Below are 26,210 nucleotides of genomic sequence, written 5' to 3'. Positions count from 1 at the left end.
CGGGGCGCTCGGGTCCGGCGGAACGTCGCGGTCCACGCGGGGGCGAGCCTGCTCGTCGGCGCGCTCGCGGCCGGCCTCGTGTACGGCGTCTCGCTCGCGGTCGGCGGCGGCCAGCCCGTGGCCGCGCTCGCGCTCCTCTTGGCGGGCGGTATCGCGCTGATCTCCGCGCTGCGGTGACAGTGCGAGCGCCAGGTTTACCGGGCCGCCCGCGCGCTGCGCGGCGATCGCGGACGCTTTTGTGCTGGCCCGGCGACGGCCGAGTATGCGAACCGAAGGGTGGTCGGCGTGACCGACCTCGTGACGTTCGGCGAGACGATGCTCCGCCTGTCGCCCCCGCGCGGCGAGCGGCTGGAGACGACGGACTCGCTCGACGTTCAGGCAGGCGGCGCCGAGAGCAACGTGGCGGTCGGCGCGTCGCGGCTCGGCGTCGACGCCGTCTGGCTCTCGAAGCTGCCGGACTCCCCGCCGGGGCGCCGAGTGACGAACGAGCTGCGGAGCCACGGAGTGACGCCCGAGGTGGCGTGGACCGACCCGGCTGAGGGCCGCGTCGGGACGTATTACCTCGAACGCGGCGGCACGCCGCGGGGGTCGAACGTCGTGTACGACCGCGGGGACGCCGCGATCACGACGGTGACGCCCGGGGACCTGTCGACGGCGTCGTTCGCGGACGCGAGCCGGTTCCACACCACCGGGATCACGCCCGCGCTGTCCGACCGCGCCGCGGAGACGGCGGCCGCGCTGCTGCGCGAGGCGGGCGACGCGGGGCTCACTCGCTCGTTCGACCTGAACTACCGGGAGAAGCTCTGGGACCCGGAGACCGCGCGAGCGGCCTACGAGAGCCTGTTCGAGCACGTCGACACGCTGTTCGTCCCGCGGCGGGACGCCCGCGAGGTGCTGGACCGCGAGGGCGACGCGGTCGCGATCGCGCACGGACTGGCCGCGGAGTTCGGCGTCGAGACGGTCGTCGTCACCCGCGGGACGGAGGGCGCGGTCGCGCTGCGCGACGGCGAGGTGTACGAGCAGGGCGTCTTCGACGCGGAGACGATCGACGCGATCGGCACCGGAGACGCGTTCGTCGCGGGCTACCTCGCGAAGCGGATCGACGGCGGCGACCTCCCGGCCGCGCTGGAGTGGGCGGCCGCGGTCGCGGCGCTGAAACGCACCGTCGCGGGCGACGTCGCCGTCGTCACGCCCGGGGAGGTCGAGGGCGTGGTGGCCGGCGGCGGCGGCATCGATCGGTAGTCGACCGGCGCGGGGCGAGCGCCGGAGCTAAACCCTTATCAGCGCGCGGGTGGCAGGTACGCCCGTATGAGCGACCTCCCGGACGACTTCGACTGCACGCTCACCAACTGGGAGTACATCTACGGGCTCTGCCGCAACGTCTCCGACGCGGTGAAGCGGGCCGACTTCGAGCCGGACGTGGTCGTCGCCCTCGCCCGCGGCGGCTGGTTCGCGGGGCGGTGTATCTGCGACTTCCTCGGGCTCAACGACCTCACCAGCCTCAAGATGGAACACTACGTGGGGGCGGCCGAGAAGAGCGACGAACCGCAGATCCGCTACCCGATGCCCGAGGGGAGCGTGGAGGACAAGAACGTCCTCATCATCGACGACATCGCCGACACCGGCGGCTCGATCAGCCGCGCCGAGGAGTACGTCGAGGACCGCGGCGCGGGCGAGGTCCGCACCGCGACCCTCCAGCTCTTGGGCACCTCCGAGTTCCAGCCCGACTTCGTGGGCGAACGGCTCGAACAGTGGACGTGGGTCGTCTACCCGTGGAACTTCCTCGAAGACATGATCGACCTCACGGAGGGCGCCATGGAGCGCGCCGACGACTCGACGTTCTCGCGGGAGGACCTCCGGCACTACTTAGAGGAGTACCACGGCATCGGCCGGATCGAGATGGAGGTCGCCCAGCCCGGCCGCCTCGACGAGGTCATCGACGAGATGGTCCGGCGGGACGTGGCCGAGCCCGTCGGCGACGAGACGTGGGCGCTCGCCGAGTAGTCGGACCGAGCGATGGCCCCCGGAGACGACGCCGACGCTGACCCCGCAGACGACGCGGCGCTCGACGCCCTCCTCGACGCCTACGCGCTCAAAGACGAGCGGCGCACGGGGTGGCAGCTCCGCGGGGTCGACGAGCCCGAGTCCGTCGCCGCCCACTCGTGGGGCGTCGCGTACCTCGTGTTGACGCTCGGGGACCGGTTCCGCGAGGATCTCCCGGGCGTCGACCGCGACCGCGCCCTCCGGCTGGCGGTCGTCCACGACGTCGCCGAGGCGGAGACAGGCGACGTGGCGACGCGGGCGGCCGACGTGACGGCCGACGACGACGCGGCCGGGGACGCGGTCGATCGCGAGGCGAAGGTCGCCGCCGAGCGAGAGGCCATGCGCGACCTCGCCGGCCCGCTCCCGGAGCGCGTGCGGGACGCGTGGGAGACGTACGAGGCCCGCAATTCGCCGGAGGCGGTCCTCGTCAAGGAGTGCGACCTGCTCGACACCTGCCTCCAAGCCCTGCGTTACGAGCGCGGCGACCGGTACGACCCGGAGCGCGGCGATCCCGATGCGTTCCGCGAGTACGACGACCTCGACGAGTTCTTCGCGACGAGCGAGCCGCGGCTCCGGACCGACGCCGGGGAGGAGCTGTTCGCGTCGATCCGCGAGCGGTACCGGGCGGCGCGCGACCGGTAAGCGCTCTCGCAGTCCGGTAGCGCCCGCGACCCCGACCGTTCAGCGGTTGCGAGGCCATCGACGGGACGGCGCTCGACCGTCACCGGCGCGAGCGACACCAGTAAGTGTCGGCCGGACCGATTCGGGCCATGGCATCGAACCGCGACGACGGGGTCGCGTCAGACGGCCCGGCGACCGGAGCCGGCCTCGTCGACCGCTGGACCGCGCTCGACCGCGGCTGGCAGGCGCTCGCGCTGGGGCTCGGGATCGTCGCCGCGCACCTCGTCGGGCAGGCGCTGTGACGGGGATCGGCGAGGCGGTCCGCGCGTACCTGCCCGGCCTCGCGCTGCTCGCGGGCGGCGCGGTCGCCGCGACGCTCGTCGCGGACGCGGTCCCCGGCCTCCAGCCGCTCGTCGTCGCCGTCGGGATCGGCGTCGGGCTCGGCAACACCGTCGGGATCCCCGAGATCGCGGAGCCGGGCGTGAGCGCCGACAAGCTGTTCTTAGAGACCGGCATCGTGCTGCTCGGCGCGGCGGTGGCGGTCGAGGAGTTCCTCGCCGCGGGACCGACCGTCCTCGGGCTCGTGGTGGCGGTCGTCGCCGGCGGGCTCCTGTTCGCGGAGGTCGTCGCGCGCGGGCTCTTCCGGATCGGGTCGCCCACGTCCTCCCTGTTGGCGGCCGGCGCGAGCATCTGCGGGGTCTCCGCGGTCGTCGCAATCGGCCGGGTGCTGGACGCGCGCGGGACCGCGATCACCTTCGCGGCCGCGACGATCCTGCTGTTCGACGCCGCGACGCTCGTCGCGTTCCCGCTCGCGGGCGAGTGGCTCGGCCTCACCGGTCGGCAGTTCGGCGTCTGGGCGGGCGTGAGCATGTTCTCGACCGGCCCCGTCGCGGCCGCCGGGTTCGCCTACTCGCCCGAGGCGGGGCAGTGGGCGACCGTGACGAAACTGGCGCGCAACTCGCTCCTTGGCGGCGTCGCGGTCGCGTACTCGCTGGCGTACGCGGCGCGGTCGGCCGCCGACCCCGGCGTCCGGCGGCTGTGGGCGGAGTTCCCGAAGTTCCTGCTCGGCTTCCTCGCCGTGGCGGCGGTCGCCAACAGCGGGCTGCTCTCGCCGGCCGCGCTGGCGTCGATCGGGCGCGTGTCGGACGCGCTGTTCGCGCTGGCGTTCGTCGGCCTCGGGCTCTCGATCCGGGTCGACGACATGCGTGCGGTGGGCGCCGCGCCCGTCGGCGCGGTGCTCGTCCACCTCCTCGCCGTGAGCGCGGTCGCGCTCGCGGCGGTGCGCTGGCTGCTGTGAGACGGGTTCTCCGCGGAGCCGTCGACGACGCGCCGGGCCGTCGACCGCGGCCGCCGACCGCGTTCACTCCTTATAAGTAGCGAGCGGGCGCACTCGGGGTATGGGAACCATCGGATTCATCGGCGGCAGCGGCATCTACGAGGCGCTCCCCCTCAACGACGTGCGCGAGGTCGCGTTCGACACGCCGTACGGCGAGCCGAGCGACGCGGTGACGATCGGCGAGTTCGGCGACACGGGCCGCGAGGTCGCCTTCCTCCCGCGCCACGGCTCGAACCACGGCGTCTCGCCGACCGACCTCCCGTACCGCGCCAACATGTACGCCCTGAAGCAGGCGGGGGTCACCCACGTGTTCGCGTCGAACGCGGTGGGGAGCCTGAAGGAGGAGTTAGCGCCCGGCACGCTCGTCGTTCCCGACCAGATCTACGACCGGACGAAACACCGCGACCTCTCCTTCTACGGCGACGGGGTCGTCGTCCACCAGCCGTTCGCGGATCCGTACAGCCCCGAACTCGTCGACCACCTCACCGAGGCGGCCGAGTCCGCCGTCGGCGGCGAGGGGGACAACGGCACGGACGTCGTGAAGGGCGGCACTTACGTCTGTATCGAGGGGCCGCAGTACTCGACGCGCGCGGAGTCGGAGTTCTACAAGAGCCAAGGCTGGGACCTCGTCGGCATGACCGCGATCCCGGAGGCGAAGCTGGCCCGCGAGGCCGAGATCGCGTACGCGACGATCGCCGGCGTCACCGACTACGACGTGTGGAAGGCGGACAGCGAGGTGACGCTCGAAGAGGTGCTCGAGAACGCCGAGCAGAACCAGGCGGCGATCAAGGCCGCCGTCGAGGAGGCCGTGCGGACCCTGCCCGAGGACTTGGAGTGTGACGCGCACACGTCGCTCGAAGGCACCGTCAACACGCCGACGGAGGCGATCCCCGAGGAGACGAAGGAGCGCGTTGAGCCCCTGCTCGGCGACTACTTGTAAATAGACGCGCCGTGCGGTGGCGCGTGCCTGTGAGCGGCCGGAGCGAAGCGGCGGCCACGAGGAGCACGCGCGAGGGAGTCGGTCGCCCGGAGCAGCGCGGAGGGCGACCGACGAGGCTGGGGAGGTGTGAGGCGCGGTGTCGTGCGGGGTGGGACCCAAAGGGGTAGTCGCCGGCGGCGAAGCCGCCGGCTGCCCGTGGCGCGTAGCGCCACGCTGCCGCGAGGGCGCAGTAGGTGTTCAGGAGAGCGAAGCTCTCATGAGCCAATCAGAACGCGGAGCGTTCTGATGACGACGTAAGCACCGCAGGGAGCGAACGGAGTGAGCGACCGAGGAGCGCAACGAGCGTACTGCGCCCTCGCGGCTGGGGCTTTGGCGGTGTTCGTCGCCGATTCGTTACCAACCGCTTATAAACGAGTCGCCGGTCGCGTCGAATCTTCTTCCGACCACCCAGTACGCGACGGGGAGGCAGCCGGCGAACGCGACCGGCCAGACGGTCAGCTGGGAGATCGGATCGGGCGGCGAGACGAGGCTCCCGACGACCAGCCCCGCGGGACCGGCGACGGCGACGATCGCGGTGGCCCGCTCCCACCGCGACGGCGGGTACTCGCGAGACCGTCCGCGGCGCCACCACAGCAGGTAGTAGAACAGCACAATTCCCGAGAGCGGTGCGAAGACGCCCCAGACGGCCGGATAGTCACTTCCGCGGGCGTGCGCGTCGAGGTTCACCCAGACGCCGGATGCGAGCCAGACGAACAGCACTAGGGCGGCGCCGAAGGCGACGGGGGGAGTGAGGAGGGACACGACCGGGTGTTCCGTCGGATCAGTAATCGGTTTTCCCCCGAGCGGAACCGTCCGCGCGGAACCGGTTTCGTCGCAGTCACCGACGTAGCCGCGCCGCTCAAGTGGCTCGCCGCCCAACGACGCGTATCGTGAGCGACGCCGACTCCCCCCTCTCGGAGGACCGCCCGACCGTCGACCGCCCGCTCCGCGTCGACGCCCCGTTCGAGCCCGCGGGCGACCAGCCCGAGGCGATCGAGCAACTCGTCGAGGGGTACGAGTCGGGCGCAACAAAGCAGACGCTGCTCGGCGTGACGGGGTCCGGGAAGACCAACACCGTCTCGTGGGTCGCCGAGGAGTTGGACCAGCCCACTCTCGTTCTCGCCCACAACAAGACGCTCGCGGCCCAGCTGTACGAGGAGTTCCGCGAGCTGTTCCCGGACAACGCCGTCGAGTACTTCGTCTCCTACTACGACTACTACCAGCCGGAGGCGTACGTCGAGCAGACGGACACGTTCATCGACAAGGAGATGTCGATAAACGAGGAGATCGACCGCCTGCGCCACTCCGCGACGCGCTCCCTGCTGACCCGCGACGACGTGATCGTCGTCGCGAGCGTCTCGGCCATCTACGGGCTAGGCGACCCGGGGAACTACCGCGACATGGCGCTCCGCCTGGAGGTCGGCGAGGAGGTCGGCCGCGAGGAGCTGCTCACCCGGCTCGTCGACCTGAACTACGAGCGCAACGACGTGGACTTCACGCAGGGGACGTTCCGCGTCCGGGGCGACACCGTCGAGATATACCCGATGTACGGGCGCTACGCGGTGCGCGTCGAGCTGTGGGGCGAGGAGATCGACCGGATGATCAAGGTGGACCCGATGCACGGCGAGGTCGTCTCCGAGGAGCCCGCGGTGATGCTCCACCCGGCGGAGCACTACTCGATCCCGGACGACAAGCTGGAGCAGGCGATCGCGGAGATCGAGGACCTGATGGAGAAGCGGGTGAGCTACTTCGAGCGGCAGGGCGACCTCGTGGCCGCCCAGCGCATCGAGGAGCGGACCACCTTCGACATCGAGATGCTGCGGGAGGCGGGCTACTGCTCCGGGATCGAGAACTACTCGGTCCACATGGACGACCGCGAGTCCGGCGACGCCCCCTACACCCTGCTGGACTACTTCCCCGACGACTTCCTCACCGTCGTCGACGAGTCCCACCAGACGATCCCGCAGATCAAAGGGCAGTACGAGGGCGACAAGTCGCGGAAGGACTCGCTCGTCGAGAACGGGTTCCGGCTCCCGACCGCCTACGACAACCGCCCCCTGACGTTCGAGGAGTTCGAGGAGAAGACGGACCGCACCCTCTACGTCTCCGCGACGCCGGGCGACTACGAGCGCGAGACCTCCGACCGGATCGTCGAGCAGATCGTCCGGCCGACCCACCTCGTCGATCCGAAGGTGGAGGTGACGGGGGCCACCGGGCAGGTCGACGACCTCCTCGAGCGCGTCGACGACCGGATCGAGCGCGACGAGCGCGTCCTCGTCACCACGCTCACCAAGCGGATGGCCGAGGACCTCACGGAGTACCTCGAGGAAGCGGGCGTCGACGTGGCGTACATGCACGACGAGACCGACACCCTCGAACGCCACGAGATCATCCGCGACCTCCGCCTGGGCAACATCGACGTGCTCGTCGGGATCAACCTGCTCCGCGAGGGGCTCGACATCCCGGAGGTGAGCCTCGTCGCCATCCTCGACGCCGACCAAGAGGGGTTCCTCCGCTCCACCACGACGCTCGTCCAGACCATGGGGCGGGCCGCGCGCAACGTCAACGGCGAGGTCGTCCTCTACGCCGACGAGGTGACCGACTCGATGGAGGCGGCGATCGAGGAGACCCAGCGCCGGCGCGAGATCCAACTGGAGTACAACGCCGAGCACGGCTACGAGGCGACCACCATCGACAAGCCGGTCAGCGAGACGAACCTCCCCGGCTCGAAGACGGACACCTCGTCGGTCAGCGTCGGCGACGTGGAGAGCGAAGCCGAGGCGAAAGCCCAGATCGAGGCCCTCGAGGACCGCATGGACGAGGCCGCGAGCAACCTCGAGTTCGAGCTGGCGGCGGACATCCGCGACCGGATCGCGGAGCTGCGCCGCGCGTTCGAGATCGACGGCGGCGACGAGGGCGTACCCGCGCCGATGATCGACGAGTAGCGTCCGATTCTCAGCCCGCGTCACCGTGACGGCGGGGTTTTTACCTCGCTGTGCCACACTCTCGCCCGTGTACCGCCGTGCTGTCGTCTCCGGAGCGCTCGCGGTCGCCACCGCCGGGTGCGTCGACCGCCTCCACGACGTGGCCGCCTCGACGCCGCGCGACCTCGGCGTGCGGAGCCGGTACGTCGACGGCAACCCGATGGTCGACGCGCGCAGCGTCCTCGCGCGCCCGGAGGAGCTACCGACTCACGCCGCTTCCTTCCGGTCCGCCGCCGCGGCCCGCGGCGCGCTCAAACCCGACGCGACCGAGTCCCGCGCGTTCGTCGAGCGCACCGACTTCGTCGACGACGGGGGCGACGCGATCTTAGTGATCGCCCAGCGGCTCACCGCGCCCGAGGTCCGCCTCCGGCTCGGCGGGATCAGCCGCACCGGCGACCACTCGCTTCGGATCGCCGTCGACCAAGGCGGCGTCCGCGGCGAGATCGACGCCGACGAGCCGGTCGTCAAGACGCTCCTGTTGCGCCTCGCGGACGAGCGCGGCCCCCCGGAGCGCGTGATCGTCGCCATCGGCGACGAGCGCGCCGGCATCACGGTGTGACGGTCGGGCCCCCCTCCGCAGCGATCCCGGCTCGGTCCCGCGATCGTTTTGTGGCCGGGACGCTTCCGGCCACGCATGTCACTCCGCAGTCGACTCCTCGGTTCGGCCCTCCTCGTCGTCGGCGTCGCCGCGATCGGTCTCGCGGGAACGGTCGCGCCGGCGTTCGTCCCCTCCTCGTCCGCGGCCGACGGAATCGCACTGACCGCACCCGCTCCTCTCTCGTCGCTCGCCGCCCCCGCGCTCCTCGCGGCCGGGTCGGTCCTGCTCGTCGGCGGCGCGGCCGCCGCGACCGGGGGCGACGGCTCCGCCCGCGCGGCGCTGGTCGCGCCCGCGTTCGGCGCCGTCGCCGCGCTCGCGTTCGGCGTCGGCCTCGTCGCGGCGCCCGGATCGGCCCCCGCGACGGCGACGAACCCGGCGGCACACGCCGTCCTCACGACCGGTCCGCCCGCGCGGATCGCCGTCGGTGCGGCCGTCGGCGGCGCCGTGGCGCCGGTGGTCCGCGCGACGACAACCGAGGACACCGTCGCCCTCCTCGCCGGCTCCGTCCTGCTGCTCGCGGCGCTCGCGGCGGGGGCGTCCGACCCCCTCTCGTTGGTCACGGGAGGAGTCGGCGGCGCGGTCGCAGTCGCCCTCCTCTGGGCGGTCGACCCGGACCGCTGGCGGCCCTGACCCGGCTCACGATCGCCCGCGCGTCTCAGTCGCTCGGCCGCTCGCTTTCGGCCTCCAGTTCGATGTCGCGGTCGGCCTCGCGGGTCGCCGCCTCCTGCTTGGCGAGGTCGACGTCGCGGGCCGCGTCCCCGTCCCGGGTCTCGTCGGTGCGGAGGTCGTCGTCGGCCACGGTGTCGATCTGTTCGAGGGCGCTCTCGATGTCTTCCAACCCGAGCAGCTTCTCCGTCTCCTCGTCGAACTCCTTGCCCTCTAACCCCTCCATCTGCTGAACGTCGGAGCCGGAGAGGGCCTTGCCGTAGCGGCCGACGAGGCTGGTGAGCTCCTGCGGGAGGACGAAGGTGGTGGACTCGCCTTTCCCGATCTCCTCTAGGGTCTCCATGCCGCGCTCGATGATGGCGCGTTCGCCCATCGACTCGGCGGAGCGGGCGCGGAGGACCGTCGAGATGGCGTCTCCCTGCGCTTCGAGGATCTGGGACTGTTTTTCGCCCTGCGCGCGGATGATGTTGGACTGCTTGTCACCCTCGGCCTGCTCGACCGCGGAGCGGCGTTCACCCTGCGCTTCGAGGATCATCGCGCGGCGGCGGCGCTCCGCGCCGGTCTGTTGCTCCATCGCGCGCTGGACCTCCTGTGAGGGGCTCACCTCGCGGACCTCGACGGCCTCGACGCGGATCCCCCACTCGTCGGTGGGCTCGTCTAACTCCTCGTTGATCCGGTCGTTGATCAGCTCCCGCTGCGAGAGCGTGTCGTCGAGCTCCATGTCGCCGATGACGGCGCGGAGGGTGGTCTGTGCGAGGTTCGAGACGGCGTTCTTGTAGTCGTCGACTTCGAGGAACGCCTTCTTCGCGTCCATCACCTTGATGTAGACGACCGCGTCGGCGGTCACGGGGGAGTTGTCCCGCGTGATCGCCGACTGGCTCGGCACGTCGATCGTCTGGGTCCGCATGTCGAACGGGTACGTGCGGGAGACGAACGGCGGGATGAGGTGGACGCCCGGTTCGAGCAGCTCGCGGTACTCGCCGAAGACGGTGAGCGCCTCCTTGTCGTAGGCGTCGACGATCTCGACGGCGCTGACGACCGTGACGGCCGCCAAAAGCACCGCCAGCGCCGCGACGCCGAACGCGAGGCTCTGCCCGAGGAGGGCGACGGCGACGAGGAGGGCGACGCCGAGCGCGAGGTACTGCCAGACCCCGTCCGGGATCTCCCCCAGCAGCTCCTCCAGCTCGGCGGAATCGCCGCGCGGACCTTGTGTTCCCATACCGGAAGTTACGGCCCGACGCTGTTAACGGTTGCCACGAGTTCGCGCGCTGACGCGTCGCCCCTCGCGATTCGTCGTTCCCGCCGTCGTCCTCGCACGCGCTCGACCGCCGATCTCAGAGATACCGGAAACGCCCGCGTGGGCCGGTCGGCTTTAACTACGCGGCAGCGGAACACAGATCCATGCCATCCGACGAGGGGGACGACGGCCCGAAGTTCAGCACGCGAAGCGTCCACGCCGGCTCCGACCCGGACCCGGAGACGGGCGCCCGCGCGACGCCCATCTACCAGACGACCGCCTATCAGTTCGACGACGCCGACCACGCCGCGGACCTGTTCGGCTTGGAGGAGGCCGGCAACGTCTACTCCCGGCTGATGAACCCGACCAACGCCGCCCTCGAAGAGCGGATCGCCTCGCTTGAGGGCGGGGTCAGCGCGGTCGCGACCGCCTCGGGCATGGCCTCGCTCGACGTGACGACGTTCCTCCTCGCCTCGGCGGGCGACAACATCGTCACCTCGTCGGCGCTGTACGGCGGCACCTACACCTACCTCACTCACTCCGTCGAGCGCCGCGGCGTCTCGACGCGGTTCGTCGACCCCCTCGACTACGAGGGGTACGCCGAGGCCATCGACGAGGACACGGCGTACGTCCACCTCGAAACGATCGGGAACCCCGCCCTGATCACGCCCGACATCCAGCGGATCGCCGACATCGCGCACGACCACGGCGTGCCGCTGTTCGTCGACAACACGTTCGCGACGCCGTACCTCTGCCGGCCGCTCGAACACGGCGCCGACCTCGTCTGGGAGTCGACGACGAAGTGGCTCACCGGCAACGGCACCACGGTCGGCGGCGTCGTCGTCGACGGCGGCTCGTTCCCGTGGGCCGACCACGCCGAGAAGTACCCCGAGATCGCGCAGGACAACCCCGCGTACCACGGGATCAACTTCGCCGAGCGGTTCGGCGACGCGGCGTTCACCTTCGCGGCGATCACTCGCGGCCTGCGCGACTTGGGCGACCAGCAGTCGCCGTTCGACGCGTGGAACACGCTCCAGCAGACGGAGTCGCTCCCGCTGCGCATGGACCGCCACTGCGAGAACGCGGGGATCGTCGCCGAGTACCTCGACGACCACGACGACGTGGCGTGGGTGAACTACCCCGGGCTGGAGAGCCACGAGACCCACGAGGAGGCGAGCGAGTACCTGGAAGGCGGCTACGGAGGGATGCTCACGTTCGGGCTGGAGGCCGGCTACGAGGCGGCTCGCGCGACCGTCGAGGAGGCCGACCTCGCATCGCTCGTCGCGAACGTCGGCGACGCGAAGACGCTCGTCATCCACCCGGCGTCGACAACGCACCAGCAGCTGACCGAAGCGGAACAGGAGGCCGCCGGCGTCACCCCAGACATGGTGCGCCTCTCCGTCGGCATCGAGGACCCCGCCGACATCGTCGCCGACCTCGAAGCGGCTATCGAGGCGGCGACCGAATAGCCGCGGTCCGCCCTTCGCTGCCCCGTTTCTGACAGGGTCAGTTCTCCGCCTCGAAGCCGTCCTCCCACCGGAACGTCCCGTTCCGCTGGACGACCTCGCCGTCGACCTCCATCCGGGAGCGCTCGCTCACGTCGGAGATCATGTCGACGTGGACCGCGCTGTCGTTGCCGGACTCGCCCTCCGGCAGGCAGGCGTCGTAGGCGCGGCCGACCGCGAGGTGGACGGTGTCGCCCATCTTCTCGTCGAAGAGGATCGAGTCGGTGAACCGGTCGATGCCGCGGTTCATCCCGATCCCGAGCTCGCCCAGCCGCCGCGCGCCGTCGTCGGTGTCGAGGACGTCCGCGACTGCCTCCTCGCCGGACTCCGCCGAGAAGTCGACGACCTCGCCGCCCTCGAACGCGAGGTGAACGTTCCGGACCCGCGTCGCGTCGATCGTCATCGGTACGTCGAAGAAGACCTCGCCCTCGGTGTCGTACGGCGCGGTGAACACCTCACCGGAAGGGAGGTTGTGCGAGTCGTACGCGACGGAGGCGGCGGAGTTGACCGCGGTGCGGCCCGCGATCGACATCGTCACGTCGGTGTCGGGAGCGCCGTCGCGCTCGGTGACGATCCGGACCTCGTCGCCCGCGTCGAGGACCGACTTCATCTCGGCCATCTCGTCGGCGAGGGACTCCCAGTCGCGGAGGACGGCGTCGTAGACGAACTCTTGGTACTCCTCGTAGGCCATCCCCGCCTGCTGGGCGAGGCTCCGCGTCGGGTGGACCGTCGACACCCAGTCGGTGTCCATCCGCGCCTCGCGGACGCCCTGCCGCGCCTTCGCGCACGCCTGCCGGGTCGGGCGGTCGACGTCCGCGACCGCGGTGGTGTTGCGCCCGCCCCCGACTCGGAGGTAGGCGTCGGCGGCCTCGAACATCGCGCGCTCGACCGCGGGGTCCGAGTCGAAGTCGTCCGCGTCGACATCGCCGTCGGTCCCGGCCTCGACGCCTTTCAGATAGGCGCGGGAGAGCTCCGCGGAGCCGTACATCGTCGTGGCGTTCGCGCCCCGCTCGCCGAGGGCTTCGGCGACCGCGACCCCCAGCTCGTGGGCGTCCTCCGCGACGCTGACAACCACGTCGTCGCCGGCCTCGATCCGCGCGCTCCAGTCGACAAGCACCTCGGCGTGCTCGCGTACGCGTTCGTCCATGATTACTCGTGTCGCGGGGGAGCGGTAAATCGGTGCCGGGACGGTCGGAGCGGTCCCCGCAAGCTGGGCCGCGACGAGTCCGCCCGGTTGCCGCCGACCGTCGAGACCGGTCCGCGACCGTCAGATCAACACTTCGGCGTCGGTGAGGAGCGTTCGCTTCGCTCGTCTTGCCTCCGGCCCCTCCGGAACGATATCGGGCGTGGCGGCCGGCTCGTCGAACCGGTCCGGGTCCGGAGCCCAGGAGTCGAGGCGCTCCGCGAACGTCGGCCCCTGCCGTCCGGTGAGATGGATGAACCCGCCGTACTGCCGCCGTTCGGCCGAGGTCGCGTCCGGGTCCGGGAACGTCTCGCGGATACAGCCGACGCTCTCGCGGAGGTACTCCGCGGCCTCGTGTTGGGAGTACTGGCTGTCCGCGTAGTACTGCTCCTGACCGCGCTCCGTGAGGTCCGCGTCCGCGAGCGCGGAGGACTCGTACCGAACCGCGTCTCGGCTGATCTCACCGCCGAGGAAACTGAGGTTCACCGTGAAACAGTCCGGGTATCGGAGGATCAACAGAAAGAAGATCTGTTCGTCGACAGTGTAGCGTTCCTGTAAGCGGTAGTAACACTCCAAGTAGTACGCGGCGAGCGCTCCGATCCAGTCGTCGCGTTCGCCGTCGAGATACGCGGTCGCGACGTCGTAGTACTCCTCGCCGGCGACCTGCTGTAAGCGGTACTCGAAGCTCTGTCGCATCTCGTCCAGTTCGTCCTCGTACACTTCCGTCAGCGGGACGTCCGGATCGTCGAGTAGCCGGGCCTTCCGCTCGCCGGCGTCCGCGATCCGGGCCATGTTCTCGTGGAGGTCCCGTTCCGCCTCCCTGTCGGGGAGCGGAATTCGAACCGCCTGTCGGCGCAGCGTGTCCGCCCCGGCCTCCGAACGCTCGTGCCACTCCATATCGTCGGTAACTGCTCAGACAGCTAATAAAATTGGAGGATGAGCGGCGGTGGTTCCCGGTGAGCGGCCGGTCGGAACCGGCCACCGCCGTCACTCGGATTCCCGACCGACGGTCGCGAGGAGCCCGACCGCGAGCAGTCCGACGCCCACGACTCCGCTCCCGAGCCGCGCCAGCCCGAACAGCGCGGTCCGGTCAACTCGCCCGCGCAAGTACTGACCGAGCACCCGGTACGAGCGGCCGTCGACGCGCAGGTCGTCGACTCCGGCGAGGCGGTCCGCGCAGTTCGCGTCGCCGAGCGCCCACCGACCGGAGGCGGAGGTGCGTTCGACGACGAGATCGAGGGAGCCGGGAGCGATCCGATACCCCCGAATCGAGACGTCGTCGCCGTCGGCGAGGGCGACGGCGGCCTCTGCGCACCTCGCGGGGAGGCTGGTCGCGTTCACGGTCGGGTGTCGTTCGAGCCCCGGTCCCGCGCGGAGCGCCGCCTCCCAGCGGACGACCCTCACGTCCGCGATCAGGGCGAGCAGGAGGAGGACACCCGGGACGACGAGCAGCCTGCGGTCCATCCCGGCGGGCGGGTTCGGCCGAGCGAATCATATGCTTTGGGCCGCCGGCTCGGTCGTTCGGGGGCCGGACTGCGCCGGCCCGTCGGCGGGATCGGTCGACTCTCGCGCGTCGGCGTTACTCTAGGTCGAGCAGCGCCGCGATCTCGTCGAGGTACTCGTCGTAGATCCCGACGGCGGACTCGATCGGGTCGGGCGAGGCCATGTCGATGCCGGCGAGTTCGACCACGTCGAGCGGGTAGTCGGAGCCGCCCGCCCGCAGCATCTCGCGGTAGTCGGCGGCGGCCTCGTCGCCCTCGTCGAGGACGCGCTCGACGATCGCGGCCGCGGCAGAGATGCCGGTCGCGTACTGGTAGACGTAGAAGTCGTAGTAGAAGTGCGGAATACGCTGCCACTCGCGCTCGATGCCGCCCGTGAGCTCAGCGGGCGCGTAGTAGTCGCCCTTCAGGTCGCCGTAGATCTCGTCGAACGCGTCGGGGGTGAGCGCGTCGCCGGCCTCCACGCGCTCGTGGATCTCCTGTTCGAACGTCGCGAACATCGTCTGGCGGAAGAGGGTCGAGCGGAAGCGTTCGAGGTACTCGTCGAGGACGTGGGTGCGGAGCTCGTCGTCCTCGACGGTGTCGAGCAGGTGGTGGGTGAGCAGGGTCTCGTTGACTGTCGACGCGATCTCCGCGACGAATATCTCGTAGCTCGCGTCGTGCCACGGCTGCGCGTCGCCCGCCAGCTCGGAGTGCATCGAGTGGCCGAGCTCGTGGGCCAGCGTGTACATCGAGGCGATGTCGTCCTGGTAGTTCATCATGATGTACGGCTGGGTGTCGTACGTGCCCGAGGAGAACGCGCCCGAGCGCTTCCCGCGGTTCTCGTACACGTCGACCCACCGCGAGTCGAGCCCCTCGGCCAGTCGCTCCTGATACTCCTCGCCCAGCGGCGCGACCGCCTCGATCACCCACTCGCGGGCCTGTTCGTACTCCACGTCCGGACCCTGGTCGCCCGTCAGCGACATGTAGAGGTCGTGGCTCCGTAGCCGGTCGACGCCGAGCGCCTCGGCCTTCAGGTGGGCGTGGCGGTGGAGCACGTCGAGGTTGTCGTCGACGGTGTCGACGAGCGTGTCGTACACCTCGACGGGGACGTTCGAACCGTCGAGCGCGGCGGCGCGCGCGGAGTCGTAGTCGCGGATCTCGGCGCTCGTGACGTGTTCGCGGACGGCCTTCTCCAGCGACGTGCCGACCGCGTTGCGCACGTCGGCCCACTCGTCGTAGAACGTCTCGTGGACGCGCTCGCGGAACTCGCGGTCCGGGTTGGTCTGGAGCTTCGTGAAGTTCGCCTGCGTGATCTCGACCTCCTCGCCGTCCGGGTCCTCGACGACGCCGTAGGTCATGTCGGCGTTCGTCAACATCGAGTAGATCTCGCTCGGCGCGTCGGTGACCTCCGAGAGGTCCGCGAGCACCTCCTCGACCTCGCTCGACCGCGTGTGCGGCTTCTTGCGCAGCACGTCGTCGAAGTAGTGTTCGTACTCTGCGAGCCCGGGCTCGTCGTTGACGAAGTCCGCCACATCCGCCTCGGTCAGCGACTGGATCTCGGGGTCGAGATACGAGATCGCGCTCGACGCCTCGGAGCCGAGCGACGACGCCTTCGCCGACATCGCCTGATACTCCTGGTTCCGCGTGTCCTCGGCGCTCCGGAGCCGGGCGTACGTCATCACCTGCTGGAGCTCGCGGAAGATCTCCTCGCGCAGTTCGAGGAGCTCGAGGAGGGTCGCGGCGTCCTCGGTCGCGCGCCCCTCGTAGTCGGCCAGCTCGCCGATCCGGTCGGAAACCGTCTCGTAGGCGGCCTCCCACGCCTCGTCGTCGGCGTAGATGCCGTCGAGGTCCCACTTGTACTCGGCGTCGATCTCGGACCGCTCGGGAACCGAACTCATACCGATCGGGTCGGCCTCCCAGACACTAAGCCTTGGCAAACCCCGCGCCGCAAGCCGATAGGCGTGCGGCGCGTTACCTCGACTCTACACCGTCGCCGCCGCCCGACCCCGCTCGCCCGGCCCACGCGGCGAGGTCGACGACGAGCACGAGCGCGTCCTCGCCGTCGCGGTAGTAGCCGCCGACCCGCCGGACCGGTTCGAACCCCTCGTCGGCGTACAGCGAGCGGGCGGGGTCGTTCCCCTCGCGCACCTCCAGGCGGACGACCGCGACGCCGGTCGCGCGGAGCCGCGCCAGCGCCGACCGGAGGAGGGTCCGCCCGATCCCCTCGCCGCGGGTGTCGGGGTGGACGGCCAGGTCCTTGACGTGGCCGATGTCGCGGCCGTGGTTCGGCGTCCAGTCGGCGACGACGAACCCGACGACTGCGCCCTCACGCTCCGCCACGAGGAACGCCGGCTCGTCCAGCAGTCGCTCGAAGGCGTCGTGCGGCCACGGGTCCGAGAAGCAGGCGCGCTCGATCCGGACCACCGCGAGGAGGTCGGCGCGCTCGGCCTGCCGGACCGTCAGGTCGGCGACGCTCACGGGCCGAATTGGCGGCCGCGAGGAATAAACGCGCCGGGTCCTCCCCCTACCGATCGATCCAGGGCTCCTCGGGGTCCGTGTCGGCCGGGTCGGGGGCGCACACCTCGAAGCACGCGCCCTCCGGGATCCGGAGCCGCCGCCCGTCCGGGAGCCCGACGGGGCCGTCGGCGTCGCAGCGGAGTTCGACCGTCCACCCGTGGGACTCGACGATCTCGCGGACGATGTCGAGCCCGTACCCCGTCCCGTCGGCTCGGGTCGTGAACCCGGACTCGAACACGGAGCCGCGGTCCTCGGGGTCGATCCCGGCCCCGTCGTCCGCGACGAGGAACCCCTCGTCGGTGGCGGTGACGAGCACGGTGAGCGCGTCGTCGCCGGACGCCGGCGCCTCCTCGTCCCCGTCTGTCGGCACGTCCTCGCAACCGTCGACCGCGGCTTCCGCCGCGCCCGGCGTCGCGTGCTCCCTCGCGTTGCGGAACAGGTTCTCCAGGGCCTGCCGCATCCGCCCCCGGTCGCCGTACACCTGCGCGTCGCCGGCGACGACCAGCTCTGCGCGCTCGTCGCCCTCGGCGGCGGTCTCCCACGCGTCGCGGGCGACGCTCGCGAGCGCGAACTCGGTCGGCTCGTCCATGCCGGTCCCCTGCCGGGCGAGGGTGAGCAGCTCCGAGACGAGCTGGTCGATCCGTTCGACGGCGCGCTCGCCGCGTTCGAGGGGCTCCGTCTCGCCGCGCAGCCGCGCCATCTCGATGGAGCCGCGGATCACCGACAGCGGGTTCCGGAGGTCGTGCGAGACGATGCTCGCGAAGCGGTCGAGCCGCTCGTTCCGGTCGGTGAGCCGCCGCTCGCGCGCCTTCCGCTCGGTGACGTCGCGGGAGTTGACGAGCAGTTCGCCGACGGGGCTGTCGGCCGGCAGCGAGCGCGTCCGCGACTCCAGCCAGACCCAGTCGCCGTCGGCGGTGCGGTAGCGGTACTCCAGGGTGGGCGCCGCGTTCGGCTCGTCGAGCGCGCGATAGAACCGCTCCGTCACCCGCTCGCGGTCGTCGGGGTGGACGTAGCCGAGCGGGGAGCGCCCGACGGTCGCCCCCTGCTCGTAGCCGAGCACCTCCTCGACGGAGGGGCTCTCGTAGACGACGAGGCCGTCGCCGTCGACGACGGTGACGAGGTCGCTACCGTACTCGAGGAAGGCCCGGTAGCGCTCTGGGAAGGTTCGGTCGACGTCGACTCGACGGACCGTGACGATCCGGCCGCCGAACTCCGGGGCGAGCTCCTCGTCGACGATCGACTCGACCCACGCGTACCCGCCGCTCGCGCGGCGGATGCGGTGGGTGACCGTCCGGTTCGCCGTGACCGCCGACAGCGCGTCGGCCACCGGGTCGCGGTCGCTCGGGTGGACGCGGTCGAGGAGGTCGCTCCCGACGAGCGCGTCGCGCTCGACGCCAACGACGTCCGTCGCCGACGGGCCGGCGAACAACACCTCGCCGTCCACGGCGACGGCGAGGAGGAACCGGTCCGCTTCGACCGAGCCGCCGTCCGGGGGCGCCCCGTCGCGAGTCCCCGACTCCCGGTCGGCGGGCGCGCCGCACGTTCTGACGGTCTCCGGTCGTGTTTCCGCGCGAGCCGCCCGCTCTGCGTCGTCGGTCTCGGGGGGATCCGTCGCCGAGGCGTCGCCCTCGTCGCCGCCGCGGTCGGGCGTCGACGTGTCGGATGGCCGGAGGGTCACTATGGGTTCTACCGACGGTACGGACGCGGGGTGATAAAGCTGCGCGCCGGAGAAATCTGTTTTGATAATCGACGGACGCCCCCGATCCATCCGGACCCGGTGCGGCCGTCCGGACTGGTGGTCAGGTCGCGCTCCGACGACCCTCCGAGCGGCCGGATCCGCGGGCGTCACACCTCGTCGACGACGGTCCCGTCCGCCCACGCGGCCTCGAAGCCCTCGTTCACGCGCGCCGCGAATCCCCGGTCGCGGAGGTCGAGCATGCCGAACAGCCGGTCGGGCGAAAGCGGGTCGGCGACCTCTAGGCACACTTCCTCGCCGTCGATGAGATAGAAGTTCCCGTACGCGTCTTCGGTGACGCGTAGCTCGAAGGGCCCCTGCGCGATCGTCAGCGTCGCCCGGTCCTCGTCGACGGCGGCGCGCGCGTCGTCGAACACGCTCGGCGAGATGAGCACGGAGACGTCGACGCCGCCCCGGATCGCCGCGAGGAGCCGGTCGAGGAGCGCCGGTCCGTCGCGGTCGACGTCGAACTGCGCGGAGACGTCGGTGGCGACGACCACGATCGACTCCTCGGCGGCGTCGATCCGCTCGAAGAGGAGGTCGAGGGAGTCGTCGGCGCCGACCGCGGCGGTCCAGAACTCGTCGTCCGCCGTTTCGGCGTCCGCCAGCCGGTCGATCAGCTCCCCTTTCCCCGACTCGTACGTCTCGATCCGCCGGTTGAGTTCCCGGCGCTTCGCCTCGACCAGCCGGTCGACGGCGACGGCGGGCTCGACGGGCGCGTACCGCTTCGGCTCCCGGTCGGTCTGGACCCGGACCAAGCCGCGCGACTCCAGCCCGCCGAGCGCGTCGTAGATCCGCCCCTTCGGCACGCCGCTCTCCTCGGCGACGGCCGCGGCGGTCCCGGTGCCGAGGGCGAGCAGCGCGCGGTACGCCCGGTCTTCGTAGCTCGACAGCCCGAGGTCGCGGAGCGACTCCATGCGCGCCCTCCGACGCGCTCCCACAAAGCCTCGACGCTTGACGCCGGTTAAGTATATAAAAAAGCGATCGCGAAACGATAGATCGTTTTGATGATCGCTTCTGCGCCTCTCGGCAGTTCGACAGTAACTGGCGTCAAACCGGTAGAATCCGGTGTGTCTCGAATTTCTGTCGCATCGACTACCGAGACCCGTTTGCGACACCTATACGGAAACAGATACGTTGTTGTCGCGGGTTCCCGAAGGGTATTACGTCGCAGCCTCCAATCCGGTGGTAACCAACATGAGCCGAATCCGGACGGTCGTCGTCCTGCTTCTCGTCGTGTCCCTCGTCGCGACCGGAGCGGTAGTCGCGCAGGAGGCCAACGACACGGTGCGCGGCGACCCCGACATCGAGGCGTTCGCGCCGGAGACCGCGTTCGTCCCCGGCGAGGAGTCCACCATTCAGGTGAACCTGAACAACCGCGGCGACATCGACGAACAAGGCGCCGACGATCTTGAGAGCGAGGTCGTGACCGCCCACGAGACGACGGCGCGGATCCTCGCCGGCGACGAGGCAAACCGGGAGGTCCCCTTCGACGTGCGGACCGGCGAGCAGACGGTCGGCGACGTCGCCCGCGGGGTCACCGGGCCGATCGAGTTCACGGTCGTCCCCGACGAGGACGCCGAGCCCGGCGTCTACCGCGTCCCGATCCGACTGGAGTACCGGAACGTCGAGAGCGCGGAGGTCGACGACGGCTCGACGGTCCGCGACGAGGAGATCACGTCCGAGACAGTGTACGTCTCCGTCGAGATCACCGACCGCGCGCAGTTCGCGGTCGTTGACGTCGACGGCGTCGTCTAGGCCGGTGACAACGGCATCGTCGAGGTGACGATGCGGAACGTGCGCAACGAGACCGCACACGAGGCCTCCGTCGCCGCGAACCCGATCGACCCCGACCTCACCTTCGCCACCGACGCGGGCACGACCGAGACGTACGTCGGCGCGTGGGCCCCGGGAGAGAACCGCACGTTCGCCTACCGGTTCGCCTCCGCGGGCGAGGCGACCGCCCGGTCGTCGACGCTGGAGTTCGAGGTCGACTACCGCGACGCCGAGCGCGCAGACGCGGCCGCCCGGACAGTCCGGACAGGCGTGACGCCGCTGCCCCCCCCAGTCGTTCGTCGCCGAGGCCGTCAACAGCACGCTGCGCGTCGGCGAGGACGGCTCGTTCACCGTCGAGGTGCGCAACCGCGGCCCCCGCGAGATCGAGAACGCGGTCGTCGTGTTCAGCAATCAGGCACCCGCCCCCGAGGGCGTGGGACAGGACACGGTCCAGACGGACCAGAACATCGTGCCGCGCTCCACTCGCGACACGGTCGGCGACCTCGCAGTCGGCGAGACGGCGACCGCCACGTTCGACGCCGGCCTCCGGACGGACGCGAATCCGGGTCCCCGGACCGTCAACGTGGCCGTCCGCTACCGCGGGATCGGCACCGACGAGGGCGTGAGCGCGAGGCGGACGGACGACGGGGGCATCTCGCTCGTGTCGACCGGATCGGCCGGCGACGTGGTCACCTCCGACGCGCTCGACGCTGTCGTCGACGTCGCGCCCGAGGCGGACGTGTTCGCGGTGTCGCCGGCGGAGCCGAACGCCACCGACCCCTCGGCGGTCACGCCGGGGTCGACCGTCCAGTACCACGCTGTCGTCCGCAACACCGGTCCGGAGCCGATCTCGAACGTCCAGGCGAAACTGTTCGTCGACTCGCCGCTCTCGTCGTCCGACGACGAGGCGTTCGTCACCTCGCTCGACCCGGGCGAGGCGACGACGGTCACCTTCGAGGTCGAGGTCGACGGCGGGGCCACGCCGAAGACGTACGCGGCCGCGGTCGACTTCTGATACGACGACGCGGACGGCGACGAACAGCTCTCCGACACCTACCGGCTCCCGGTCGAGGTCGTCATCGCCGACGACAGCGGGGCACTCTCCTCGCCGCTGGGGATCGTCGCCCTGCTCGGCGTCCTCGCGGTCGGCGGCGTGGTCGTCTGGCAGCGCGGTCGGGTGAGCGGAGCGATCTCACGGCTCCGCGGTCGACTCCGCTCCCGATAGATGGACCCGGTCACCCGACTGTTCGGCGCGATCACCGATCGGGTCATCGAGCAGCCGCGCCGGGTCGTGATCGCCTGCCTCGTCGTGACCGCCCTGTTCGCGCCCGGCATGGCGCTGTTGGAGGCGAGCGCGGGCAGCGACCAGTTCACCGACGGGATCGAGGAGTCGGACGCGCTCGACCGCGTGAACGAGCAGTTCGAGCCCGCCTTCGGTGGCGACGACCCGACGACGCAGCTGATCCAGCGCGACACCAACGTGCTCGACCGCCGCGGGCTCCTCGACATGTTGGCGACCGCCGAACGGCTCGACGAGCGCGACAGCCTGCGGGTAACCAGCTTCTCCGCGCCGGCGATGGACGTCGCGGCCGAGCTCGACGAGGACGCCGACACCCCGGAAGCGGCTCGCGACGCAATCGAGCGCGCCAGCGACGGGCAGATCGAGGACGCGGTGGCCGCCGCCGCGCGGGACCCCGGCTTCGCGACGCTCCTCTCGGACGACTTCAACAAGGAGTCCGGAACGGCCTCGGCGTCGCTCGGCGTCGTCAACCACGGGTTCCCGGCGTCGGCCGACACGCAGGCGATCCAGTCCGAGGCGCAGACGGTCGCCGAGGAGGCCCCGGGCGACATCACCGCGTTCGGGAGCGGCATCGTCGACGACGAGTTCCAGCGCGTCATCTTCGACTCGCTCGGCATCGTCGTGCCCGCGGCGCTCGCGGTGATACTCGGCCTGCTGGCGTACGCCTACCGCGACCCGTTCGACTTCGTCCTCGGCGGGATCGCGCTGCTGATGACCGTCGTCTGGACGTTCGGCTTCACCGGCTACGCGGGGATCGCCTTCTCGGAGGTGCTGATCGCGGTGCCAGTCCTCCTCCTCGCGATCGGGATCGACTTCGGGATCCACACGGTGAACCGCTACCGCGAGGACCGCGCCGCGGGCGCGACCCCGGAGACGGCGATGCGCGGCGCGCTCGGTCAGCTCGTGGTCGCTTACTCGATCATCGCCGGGACGACGATCATCGGCTTCCTCGCGAACCTCACGAGCTCGCTGCCGCCGCTCCGCGAGTTCGGCCTCGTCGCCGGGCTGGGGATCTGTTTCACCCTCGCCATCTTCGTCGGCTTCCTGCCGGCGGCGAAGCTGCTCCTCGACCGCTGGCGCGCCGAGCGCTCGCTGCCCGAGTTCGGCTCGCGCCCGCTCGGCTCCGAGGACTCCGCGCTCGGTCGGCTCCTCCCGCGGCTCTCGGGGATCTCGCGGCCCGCGCCCGCCGTCTTCCTCGTCGTCGTCCTGCTGATCACGGCCGGCGCCGCGGGCTACGGCGCCGGCGTCGATACGACGTTCGAGGACGACGACTTCCTGCCGCCGAGCGAGGAGCCGGCGTACGTCGACTACCTCCCCGGCCCGCTCCAGCCGGGCGAGTACACCGCCACGGAGACGATCAACTTCCTCTCCGACAACTTCGCCACGAGCGAGGACGACACCGTCACGATCTACGTCGAGCGGCGCATGACCAGCGACGCCGCCCTCCGCAGCCTGGCGCGCGCCGAGCGCGACCCGCCCGACACGTTCGTCACGGTCGACGGCCGGGCCAGCACCGACAGCGTCCAGGGCGCGATCGACGCGTACGCCTCGGAAGACCCCGAGTTCGAACAGCTCGTCGAGGAGTCGTCGCTCGACGACGGTCGTCCCAACCGCAACCTCGACCGGATCTACGCGGAGCTGCGCGACTCGCCGTACGACGACTTCACCGGCGAGTACCTCGCGGACGACGACCGTTCGACGCGGATCGTGTACGCCGTCGAGTCCGACGCCAGCGACGCCGAGATCGCCGCCGACGCCCGCCGCGTCGCCGACCGTTACCGCGGCGACGCGATCGCCACCGGCCAGATCGTCGTCTTTCAGGCGGTCGCCGACACGATATTCGACTCCGCGATCGTCTCGCTCGCGGCCGCGCTCGGGCTCTCCGCGGTGTTCCTCGTCATCCTCTTCTGGCTGCTGCTCGGCAGCCCGACGCTCGGGCTGGTCACGCTCGTGCCCGTGACGGTCGCGGTCGCGACGCTCACCGCCACGATGCGGCTCGGCGGGATCCCGTTCAACGCGATCACCGCGACGATCCTCGCGATCACCATCGGGCTCGGCGTCGACTACACCGTCCACGTCGCGCACCGCTTCCACGACGAGTACGCGCGCGGCGGCGACGTCGACGCCGCGGTGATCACCACGCTCCGCGGGACGGGCGGCGCGCTCACGGGCACGTGGGCGACGACCGCGCTCGGGACCGGGGTCCTCGTGTTGGCGATCACCCCCGTCTTGGGGCAGTTCGGCCTCCTCACCGCCGCCAGCATCACGCTCGCCTACTTCGCGTCGCTGATCGTGTTGCCCCCGGCGCTCGTCGTCTGGGTCGCCGTCGTCGAGCGCCGCCCCGGACTGCTGTTCGTCGGCCGCCTGTTCGACGCCGCGGGCGCGATCGACGGCGAGAGCGACACGACCGACCGAGCCCGAACCGACGGCGGCGCGTCCGCCGGTGGCGCCGCCGCCGACTCTCCGGCCGAAGCGTTCGAGTGGCAGACTGACCCGCGGGCCTCGGACGACGATCCGAGTCAGAAGCGTTAAACGCTCGCCGCGGATACCGGCTCGTGAGGGCGCGTAGCTCAGCGGACAGAGCACTTGGTTCCGGACCAAGATGCCGCGGGTTCAAATCCCGTCGCGCCCGTCACGTTTTCTGACGGGGGAAATTGACAGGACGGCGGTCGGGTGTATATAACGCGAACCCCCAGTGACGGGTTTGAGTTCGTCACGTAGCGTGACGGGGGTTGTCGCCTTCGTGCGGTTCGTGAAATACACGTGACGGAGTCGGGGGTACAGTCCTTTGGGTGGTTGGTGGTTTCGTCGTGCTAGGCTAGTTTAGCTCGAGGTTTCACGATTAATCAGCCGCTCTCGTCGGGGGCCGGAATCGCGACGCTCCTTCGCCCTCAATTTCTTTAGTTTGATATTTAATACTGAAAATATATCTGTCCGGTGTCTGATACTCAGCTAATGTATCGGTTCACCCCGGACGAAATCGATCACGAGCGAGCCCACCACCAAGCGGTCATTCAGGGGGCCGACGACCTCGACGCGAAGCGGATCGGCAACCTCGGCGAGCTCGCGTTCGAGCAGTTCTGTCGCGAGTACCTCCCCGTCGAGATGTGGGAGTGGGAAAACGAGGAAGCAATCCGGCGGTGTAACTCCGAGAGCTTCTCTGGGCATGACTTCGAGGTGTTCGGCTACACAGTCGACGTGAAGTCATCGCGGGACGTCTCCGTGCTTCTTCTTGAGTCTTTGGTTGAGCGGGATCCCGACGACGATATCGTGGTGATGGTCTGGCACCGGGATACCGAGGACAGTCTGATGCTGCTCGGGTGGGAGCGACTCGAGACGCTGAAGTCAAAGGTCGAAACGGAGGCGGCCTTCTCCGGCGATTCCCCGGAGAAGCTCGATCACCTCGCGGCGCGACCGATGAACGAGCTGCTCGACCTCGGGCCTAATACCGCCCACATGAACCAAAAGCCGGAGAATCCGTTCTCACCGGGGGATCGAGTGGTGAAGGCCACCAGGGATTCGGAGCCGTCGGTGGGGATCGTCGTCGAGGTGATGCCGCCAGAGCAGAACACCGGCGCGTTCGGACACGAAATGGACGGGGAAGCGGTGCGGGTCGCGTTCCCGAGTTCGCTCGACGATGGCCCGGGTGCGTGGCGCGATTACCACCCCGCGATCCTCGCGTCGTACTGTGACGACTAGGACGTCAAGCTCTGGACGTACAAACACGAGAACCTCGCGTTCGCGGAGAATCCGTACGTGGCGGGTGACAAAGTAATTAAGACCAGCCACAGCGACCCGAACACGGCCGTCGTGGTCGAAGGCTCCGAGGAGCGTGGCGATGACAACGTGGCAGTCGCGTTCTTGGGTGATTTCGAGGAGGAGGACGTCTCCCCGGGAGAGCTTGTGAAGCACTGTGAGGAGAACGGGATCAAGTGCTACACGTACGAGTATTCGGAATTGGATTTCTCAACATAATCTTCATCCAGCTACCGAAACGGACTGGTTGCTCTGGCGAGTGGATTTTTATTCAGCGGCGAAAACTTCGATCTTGAATGAAAGCATCGACCGCGAAGGAGGAACTGCTTGATGAGGGGTTACAGATCGATCACGAGCAGTTTGAACTGCTCTGTTGAAGAGCGATCTTATTAGCCGATATCACGGGTTTAGAAGGATGAAGCCGAGGAAATCGAGCTTGGTATGGAGATCGATATCCTCGACTTCATCGAGCAGTGTCGTCACCTAGCTAAAC

Annotated in this window: 20 protein-coding genes, 1 tRNA gene and 2 pseudogenes; 14 read left to right on the top strand and 9 right to left on the bottom strand. The window is 70.0% G+C overall.

Going from position 1 to position 26,210, the window contains the following annotated elements; translation table 11 throughout:
- Positions 1 to 276 precede the first annotated feature (276 nt).
- From kdgK1 to mtnP, 6 genes are all read left to right on the top strand, one after another.
- A complete protein-coding gene (gene kdgK1, locus B9G49_RS10580) occupies positions 277 to 1,242 on the top strand; it encodes a bifunctional 2-dehydro-3-deoxygluconokinase/2-dehydro-3-deoxygalactonokinase (RefSeq protein ID WP_179233687.1) in 966 nt (321 codons plus the stop codon).
- A gap of 66 nt (positions 1,243 to 1,308) precedes the next feature.
- Entirely contained in the window at positions 1,309 to 2,004 is a 696-nt protein-coding gene (locus B9G49_RS10575; RefSeq protein ID WP_049931497.1) for a phosphoribosyltransferase, read from the top strand.
- A 12-nt stretch (positions 2,005 to 2,016) separates the two neighbouring features.
- On the top strand, positions 2,017 to 2,685 hold the full coding sequence (locus B9G49_RS10570) for an HD family hydrolase (protein ID WP_086216337.1): 669 nt from the start codon (positions 2,017 to 2,019) through the stop codon (positions 2,683 to 2,685).
- A gap of 128 nt (positions 2,686 to 2,813) precedes the next feature.
- On the top strand, positions 2,814 to 2,966 hold the full coding sequence (locus B9G49_RS16780) for a hypothetical protein (protein ID WP_167373068.1): 153 nt from the start codon (positions 2,814 to 2,816) through the stop codon (positions 2,964 to 2,966).
- Positions 2,963 to 3,961 (top strand): YeiH family protein, encoded by a 999-nt coding sequence (locus B9G49_RS10565; RefSeq protein WP_049931496.1) that lies wholly within the window; start codon positions 2,963 to 2,965, stop codon positions 3,959 to 3,961. Before B9G49_RS16780 ends, B9G49_RS10565 begins: the two co-directional genes overlap by 4 nt.
- Positions 3,962 to 4,061: 100 nt before the next feature.
- On the top strand, positions 4,062 to 4,940 hold the full coding sequence (gene mtnP / locus B9G49_RS10560; RefSeq protein WP_086216336.1) for an S-methyl-5'-thioadenosine phosphorylase: 879 nt from the start codon (positions 4,062 to 4,064) through the stop codon (positions 4,938 to 4,940).
- A 393-nt stretch (positions 4,941 to 5,333) separates the two neighbouring features.
- Here mtnP and B9G49_RS10555 read toward each other — a convergent pair whose 3' ends face one another.
- On the bottom strand, positions 5,334 to 5,741 hold the full coding sequence (locus tag B9G49_RS10555) for a hypothetical protein (RefSeq protein ID WP_086216335.1): 408 nt from the start codon (positions 5,739 to 5,741) through the stop codon (positions 5,334 to 5,336).
- Between the two features lie 128 nt (positions 5,742 to 5,869).
- Here B9G49_RS10555 and uvrB point away from each other — a divergent pair, with 128 nt between their 5' ends.
- From uvrB to B9G49_RS10540, 3 genes are all read left to right on the top strand, one after another.
- Positions 5,870 to 7,924, top strand: a complete 2,055-nt coding sequence (uvrB, locus tag B9G49_RS10550) for an excinuclease ABC subunit UvrB (protein WP_086216334.1) — start codon at positions 5,870 to 5,872, stop codon at positions 7,922 to 7,924.
- Positions 7,925 to 7,991: 67 nt separating this feature from the next.
- Entirely contained in the window at positions 7,992 to 8,522 is a 531-nt protein-coding gene (locus B9G49_RS10545; protein ID WP_086216333.1) for a hypothetical protein, read from the top strand.
- A gap of 75 nt (positions 8,523 to 8,597) precedes the next feature.
- Positions 8,598 to 9,191: a hypothetical protein gene (locus tag B9G49_RS10540; RefSeq protein ID WP_086216332.1), complete on the top strand. Its 594-nt coding sequence runs from the start codon at positions 8,598 to 8,600 to the stop codon at positions 9,189 to 9,191.
- 25 nt (positions 9,192 to 9,216) lie between these two features.
- On the opposite strand, the gene B9G49_RS10535 is transcribed toward B9G49_RS10540, so the two are convergent.
- Positions 9,217 to 10,446, bottom strand: a complete 1,230-nt coding sequence (locus tag B9G49_RS10535; protein WP_086216331.1) for an SPFH domain-containing protein — start codon at positions 10,444 to 10,446, stop codon at positions 9,217 to 9,219.
- 182 nt (positions 10,447 to 10,628) lie between these two features.
- Here B9G49_RS10535 and B9G49_RS10530 point away from each other — a divergent pair, with 182 nt between their 5' ends.
- A complete protein-coding gene (locus B9G49_RS10530; RefSeq protein WP_086216330.1) occupies positions 10,629 to 11,933 on the top strand; it encodes an O-acetylhomoserine aminocarboxypropyltransferase/cysteine synthase family protein in 1,305 nt (434 codons plus the stop codon).
- 37 nt (positions 11,934 to 11,970) lie between these two features.
- Here the strand turns inward: B9G49_RS10530 and B9G49_RS10525 are convergent, their stop codons facing one another.
- The 7 genes from B9G49_RS10525 to B9G49_RS10495 all read right to left on the bottom strand — a co-directional run bounded on the left by B9G49_RS10525 (position 11,971) and on the right by B9G49_RS10495 (position 19,802).
- Positions 11,971 to 13,116 carry an aminopeptidase gene (locus B9G49_RS10525; protein WP_086216329.1) on the bottom strand — a complete coding sequence of 382 codons (1,146 nt, stop codon included), beginning with the start codon at positions 13,114 to 13,116 and terminating at the stop codon, positions 11,971 to 11,973.
- Between the two features lie 120 nt (positions 13,117 to 13,236).
- Positions 13,237 to 14,049: a hypothetical protein gene (locus tag B9G49_RS10520; RefSeq protein ID WP_086216328.1), complete on the bottom strand. Its 813-nt coding sequence runs from the start codon at positions 14,047 to 14,049 to the stop codon at positions 13,237 to 13,239.
- Between the two features lie 90 nt (positions 14,050 to 14,139).
- Entirely contained in the window at positions 14,140 to 14,616 is a 477-nt protein-coding gene (locus B9G49_RS10515) for a hypothetical protein (RefSeq protein WP_086216327.1), read from the bottom strand.
- A 115-nt stretch (positions 14,617 to 14,731) separates the two neighbouring features.
- Entirely contained in the window at positions 14,732 to 16,531 is a 1,800-nt protein-coding gene (pepF, locus tag B9G49_RS10510; protein ID WP_086216326.1) for an oligoendopeptidase F, read from the bottom strand.
- Positions 16,532 to 16,604: 73 nt separating this feature from the next.
- Positions 16,605 to 17,111: a ribosomal protein S18-alanine N-acetyltransferase gene (gene rimI, locus B9G49_RS10505; protein ID WP_086216325.1), complete on the bottom strand. Its 507-nt coding sequence runs from the start codon at positions 17,109 to 17,111 to the stop codon at positions 16,605 to 16,607.
- A gap of 46 nt (positions 17,112 to 17,157) precedes the next feature.
- Positions 17,158 to 18,828, bottom strand: coding sequence for a PAS domain-containing protein (locus B9G49_RS10500; RefSeq protein ID WP_086216324.1), 1,671 nt, complete (start codon positions 18,826 to 18,828; stop codon positions 17,158 to 17,160).
- 167 nt (positions 18,829 to 18,995) lie between these two features.
- Entirely contained in the window at positions 18,996 to 19,802 is an 807-nt protein-coding gene (locus tag B9G49_RS10495) for a TrmB family transcriptional regulator (protein WP_086216323.1), read from the bottom strand.
- Positions 19,803 to 20,082: 280 nt separating this feature from the next.
- On the opposite strand from B9G49_RS10495, the pseudogene B9G49_RS17245 reads away from it, so the two are divergent.
- The 4 genes and pseudogenes from B9G49_RS17245 to B9G49_RS10475 all read left to right on the top strand — a co-directional run bounded on the left by B9G49_RS17245 (position 20,083) and on the right by B9G49_RS10475 (position 25,936).
- Positions 20,083 to 21,886 (top strand): annotated as a pseudogene (locus B9G49_RS17245) (COG1361 S-layer family protein).
- On the top strand, positions 21,887 to 24,493 hold the full coding sequence (locus tag B9G49_RS10485) for an RND family transporter (protein ID WP_086216322.1): 2,607 nt from the start codon (positions 21,887 to 21,889) through the stop codon (positions 24,491 to 24,493).
- Positions 24,494 to 24,520: 27 nt separating this feature from the next.
- Positions 24,521 to 24,593: transfer RNA gene (locus B9G49_RS10480), tRNA-Arg, on the top strand.
- Positions 24,594 to 24,916: 323 nt separating this feature from the next.
- Positions 24,917 to 25,936: pseudogene (locus B9G49_RS10475) on the top strand (hypothetical protein).
- Positions 25,937 to 26,210: the final 274 nt, after the last annotated feature.

It is taken from the genome of Halorubrum sp. SD683, from assembly GCF_002135045.1.
In the GTDB taxonomy this organism is placed as follows: Archaea; Halobacteriota; Halobacteria; order Halobacteriales; family Haloferacaceae; genus Halorubrum; species Halorubrum ezzemoulense.
Note: the sequence above shows the minus strand (reverse complement) of the source record. Positions and strands in the feature narration are given on the sequence as shown.